A 4,771-nucleotide genomic window follows, 5' to 3' on the forward strand; every position below is an offset into this window, starting at 1 on the left:
GCCTCGTCGAGGCCCCGGCGACGCGGAACGGGTGCGGTCAGACGACGATCGAGCTGCTCTCAGCCATCGGCGTCGCCGGCGCGGACTCAACCTCGCGGCGACGCGCGAGCAGCGTGTCGAGCGCCCAGGAACCCGGACCGAGGGCCGCGATCAGCAGGAACGACCAGCAGAAGAGTGCCGACAGCTCACCACCGTTGTGCAGCGGCAGCAGATGATCCGGCTGGTGCACGACGAAGTAGGCGTACGCCATCGAGCCGGATGCGAGCAGAGCGGCGGGTCGGGTGAAGAGGCCGGCCAGCACCAGCGCGCCGCAGACCAGCTGGATCAACGCGGCCCACCAGCCCGGCCAGGTGCCGGGGGCTATCGCCGCACCGGTCACGGGGTTGCCGCCGAACAACCCGAACACCGAGGTCACACCATGCAAAGCGAACAGCAGGCCGATCACGATGCGGAACAGGGACAGGGTCGGCCCGCCGAGCCGAGAAACGTTCATCGGTACCTCCATCGAAGGGATTGGATTCCCTCAATGTGAGGCATGAAAGTATCGAAGGTTATAGATTCCTTGTTAGTGGGAAAGTCCCCGGTTGGAATGTACCGGCGTGCAGGGCCCTCGTCGAGCGCTCGCCGCCTCACGGAGCCGGCCACCCGATCCCCTGAGCTGCGAAAACAATCGATGTCGCGTCGCTCCGACCGCCGTGGGCACGCTCCCACAGTGTGGGTACGGCCGGTTACCCCACCTCAGACACCGGCGGACCGGCTGCTCGCGGCGCTGGCCGAGCTGGGCGGACGCCCGAGCGATGCCCTGAACGATTCAGCTCGAAAGGCATACCGGGACGGCACATCAGCCGGCCAGGGACAGCGTCACCGCCCCGGATCCGGGGCAGCTCCAGAGGCCCGGACCAGCAGACGGCAGGTGCACACCAGCGCTGCTGCGGGGCCAGGCAGCGGTGAGGCACCTCGATGGGTGAGGATCGACACATGATCTTCAGCTGCACGGCAGCACGGCGATGGTTCAGCGCAGTGGTCGCGGTGCCTCTCGCACTCGCCGCCTGCACCCCCGGTGACCATCGCGGCCAGGGTGGGGACCCGACGGGCCCGCCACCGACCCCGTCGAGCCCCACCCAGTCGCCCAGCGTCGCTCCGGTGGCCGAGTGTCCGGCCTCCGGCGTCCGGATCCGGGCGACCGGCGGGGACGCCGCCTCGGGCCTGCGCGCCCTCGGCATCGAGCTGGTCAACTGCGGCGAGCATCCCTACCAGCTCAACGGCTACCCGGTGCTGCACGTGTTCGACGAGGAACGCGAGCCGATCATGCTTCGGGTGGTCAACGGCGCCAAGGAGATCACCATGGGCTTCGACCAACCGCCCCGGAAGATCACCCTCGCTGCCGGTGAGCGGGCCACCGCCGTGGTGCTCTGGCGCAACCTGGTCACCGACTCGACAGTGGTGGCCACCAACGGCGCGTTCCTGACAGTGGCGCCTGCCGCCGGGCAGCCGGCCGAGGAGGTCGACCCGGACGGGCCGATCGACCTCGGCAACACCGGCCGGATCGGCGTCAGCGCCTGGAAGAAGGCCGACCCGTCCGCGCCGGTACCGACCCGGCCGGCCCCACCGCCGGCGCCGAGCGTGGTGCCGTCGTCGGTGAGCCCACCCGACAGCCGACTGTGAGCCGCCCCGCTACGACGTGATGTCCTTTCGGGTGAACCGCCAGAACGCCAACCCCCAGAACAACGTCGCGTAGCTGATCGCCGAGATGCAGCCGCGCACCACGTCGTCGGTCTGCACCGGAGTCGACAGCAGCCCCAGCCAGGCGGTGCTGAAGTGGGTGGGCAGGAAGTCGCGCAACGCACCAAGGGCGGTGATCTGGTCCAGGATGCTCGACAGGATCCAGAGCAGCACCGCACCACCCACCGCGCCCAGCGCGGCGTCCGTGGTCACCGACAGCAGGAACGCCAGGCCGGCCACCACCAGCAGGACGATCGCCAGGTAACCCAGCACGGCCAGCAACCGGAGCAACCCCTCGGTGGGTTCCAGCTCGGCGGCGACGGTGCTGCGCAGCGGCGACCACCCGTAGCGCAGGGTGCCGGCCAGCAACGCGGTGCCGGCCAACAGCAGCAGGGCAAGTCCCGAGTACGCGAGCGCGACCACCAGCTTCACCGTCAGCAACCGCGCCCGGGGCACCGGGATCGCCAACAGATACCGCAGGCTGCCCCAGCTCGCCTCGCTGGCCACCGTGTCGCCGCAGAACAGCGCGACGACCACCACCAGCAGGAACGACGCCGACACAAAGATCGAGAACAGGGTGAAGTTGAGCCCACCCGTGGTGGCCAGGTCGACCAGGCTGGAGAACTCGTTGCGCCCGTTGTCGTCGTCGCCACCCGAGTTGAACTGGAACGCGATCAGGATGATCAGCGGCAGCAGCACCATGAACCCGAGCGCCAGCTGGGTCCGCCGTCGGGACGCCTGCCGGCGGAACTCCGCCTTGAACGGCATCGTGGCCGACGGCCGGTAGCCGCGTGCCTCACCTGCGTCGACAACTGCCATCACCGGTCACCGCTTCCCCGAGAGTTGTCGCCCACCAGGGCGAGGAACGCGTCCTCCAGGCGCCGCCGGGGCACCACCCGGTCCACCCCGATGCCGGCGCGTACCAGCTCGGCCACCACCTCGCTGCGGGCCGTGCCGTTGGTGTCGACCACCAACTGGCCGTCGCTCTCCGGCAACACCCGCACGCCGTGCAGCCGGTCCAGCACCGCCCGCGCCGCCACCGGGTCGGTGACGTCGAAGAGCACGCTCGGCGACTCGCCCACGATCTCCTCCACCGGTCCGGACGCCACGATCCGGCCCTTGTTCACCACCACCGCGTGGGTGCACGTCTGCTCCACCTCGGCCAGCAGGTGGCTGGAGACCAGCACCGCCCGGCCGTCCGTGGCGTACCGCTGCAGCACCCGGCGCATCTCGGCGATCTGCGGCGGGTCGAGCCCGTCGGTCGGCTCGTCCAGCACCAGCAGCTCGGGGAGGCCGAGCATGGCCTGGGCGATGGCCAGACGCTGACGCATCCCGTGGCTGTAGTTCTTGATCTTCCGGTGCACGGAGTCACCCAGCCCGGCGATCTCCAGCGCCGCGTCGAACTGGGCGTCCTCCCACGGCCGCCCGGTGGCCCGCCAGTACGCCTTCAGGTTGTCCAGGCCCGACAGGTGCGGCAGGAAGCCCGGCCCCTCCACCAGCGCCCCGATCCGGGACAGCACCGGTGAGCCGGGCACCAACCGCCGGCCGAAGACGTAGATCTCCCCGGCGGTCGGCTGGGTCAGCCCCATCAGCACCCGCAGGGTGGTGGTCTTGCCGGCACCGTTCGGCCCGAGCAGACCCACCACCTGACCCGGGTGCACCTCGAAGTCCACGTTCGACACCGCGACGAAGCCGTCCGCGTACTCCTTGCGCAGTGCGCGCACGGCCAGCGGGGTGTCCGCGTACTCCGGATGCACGGAGCGGTCCTGGCGGCGGTGCCGGCGGCGGACCACCGCGACGACCACGACGAGCCCGATCACGATGGCGGCGAGCAGGCCGGCGAGCACCCAACGCCAGACCGTGGCCGCGGTGGGGATCGGCTCGCCGGCGACAGTGGGCAGGCTGACGGGGCCGTCCGCGGCCACCGTGTAGACGGTGGGTTCGGCGGGGGTGGTGTACGCCTGGTCGGAGCTGGCCACCACCAGCCGCAGCCGGTGCCCGGCCTCCACCCGGCGGACGATCGCGGGCAGCGTGACGGTGACCGGGCGGGCGTCCTGCGCCCGCTGCGGCAGGCCGGTCAGCCGGATCGGGGCGACCAGGCCGTTCGGCAGGGTGGCCGCGCCGTCCTTGTCCACGTCGTAGAGCTTCACGAAGAGCACCGCCTCGCCGGTGGGCGACGCCGCCCGCACCGTGACGGTGGGCGCACCGGCCACGTCGACCGCCTCGGTCAGCGGGGCCGACTCGAACCGGGCGTGCTGGCCGGGCACGTCGCTGGCCACCCCGTCCAGCAGCGAGGTGAGCCCGCCCGCGAACGGGATCGAGGAGATGGCGGCCGGGTTGCCGTTCGGCGGGTTCGCGATCGGCTGCGCCGGGCCGGTGACAGTCACCTCCCGGCGGTCGGTGCCGGCCAGGCCCGGGTAGTCGGCGCGGCGGAAACCGGTGGCGACGAGGCCCCGGTCGAGCGCGTCGAAGCCGGCGATCCGCGACCAGGTGAAGTCGTCGCCGGGCGCATCGCCCTCGCCCTTGACGTAGTGGTCGAGCCACTGGACGGTCAGGAACTTCACCCGGTCCGAGTCCGAGCGGGGGCCGGCTCCGCCGTCGTGGCCGCCGGTGAACCAGGCGACCCGCACCGGCGTACCGGCGGCGGCGATGCCCTTCGCGTTCGCGTCGGCCTCGCCGAGCGGGAAGAGCGTGTCCGCCTCGCCCTGCACCAGCAGGGTGGGGGCCTTGATCCGGTCCAGCACGCCGGCCGGGCTGGAGCGGCGCAGCAGGTCCACGGCGGCCTGGTCGGCCTGACCGGTGGTGGCGATCCGCAGGTACGCGGCGCACACGTCGGCGGCGAACCGACCGCAGGACGGGTCGGCGGCACCGGTTGGGGCACCACCGGGGGCGGTACCCGGGCCGGCACCCGGCCCGGGGCTGGGCGGGCCGGCCGACTCCGGTGCGCCCTGCGGCGCGGCGGCGGTCCCGCCGGAGAGCCCCGCCGGGCCGGAGCCCACGTTGCCGCCCCCGCCGAAGAAGAGGCCGGCCCAACCCTTCGTGAACACGC

At 72.0% G+C, this 4,771-nt stretch carries 4 protein-coding genes; 1 reads left to right on the plus strand and 3 read right to left on the minus strand.

Going from position 1 to position 4,771, the window contains the following annotated elements; genetic code table 11:
* Positions 1-37: 37 nt before the first annotated feature.
* Complete coding sequence (locus KBX53_RS22690) at positions 38-493, minus strand: DoxX family protein (RefSeq protein WP_210861511.1); 456 nt, start codon at positions 491-493, stop codon at positions 38-40.
* Between the two features lie 485 nt (positions 494-978).
* On the opposite strand from KBX53_RS22690, the gene KBX53_RS22695 reads away from it, so the two are divergent.
* Positions 979-1,665, plus strand: a complete 687-nt coding sequence (locus tag KBX53_RS22695; RefSeq protein ID WP_245233486.1) for a DUF4232 domain-containing protein — start codon at positions 979-981, stop codon at positions 1,663-1,665.
* A 9-nt stretch (positions 1,666-1,674) separates the two neighbouring features.
* Here the strand turns inward: KBX53_RS22695 and KBX53_RS22700 are convergent, their stop codons facing one another.
* Together KBX53_RS22700 and KBX53_RS22705 are read right to left on the minus strand one after the other, a co-directional pair.
* The gene (locus tag KBX53_RS22700) at positions 1,675-2,541 is read right to left on the minus strand and encodes an ABC transporter permease (RefSeq protein ID WP_051708110.1); all 867 of its coding nucleotides are present in this window, start codon (positions 2,539-2,541) and stop codon (positions 1,675-1,677) included.
* Positions 2,541-4,771, minus strand: a 2,231-nt coding sequence (locus KBX53_RS22705; protein ID WP_210861513.1) for an ATP-binding cassette domain-containing protein, incomplete at its 5' end; no start/stop codon positions are given. The genes KBX53_RS22700 and KBX53_RS22705, both read right to left, overlap by 1 nt.

The sequence above is a fragment of the Micromonospora sp. M51 genome (genome assembly GCF_018070305.1).
Lineage (GTDB): Bacteria > Actinomycetota > Actinomycetes > Mycobacteriales > Micromonosporaceae > Micromonospora > Micromonospora parva.

Excerpts from the sequence above, each read along its gene's own strand:
- KBX53_RS22690 (WP_210861511.1), bottom strand. The coding sequence starts at position 493 with ATGAACGTTTCTCGGCTCGGCGGGCCGACCCTGTCCCTGTTCCGCATC.
- KBX53_RS22695 (WP_245233486.1), top strand. The coding sequence starts at position 979 with ATGATCTTCAGCTGCACGGCAGCACGGCGATGGTTCAGCGCAGTGGTC.
- KBX53_RS22700 (WP_051708110.1), bottom strand. The coding sequence starts at position 2,541 with ATGGCAGTTGTCGACGCAGGTGAGGCACGCGGCTACCGGCCGTCGGCC.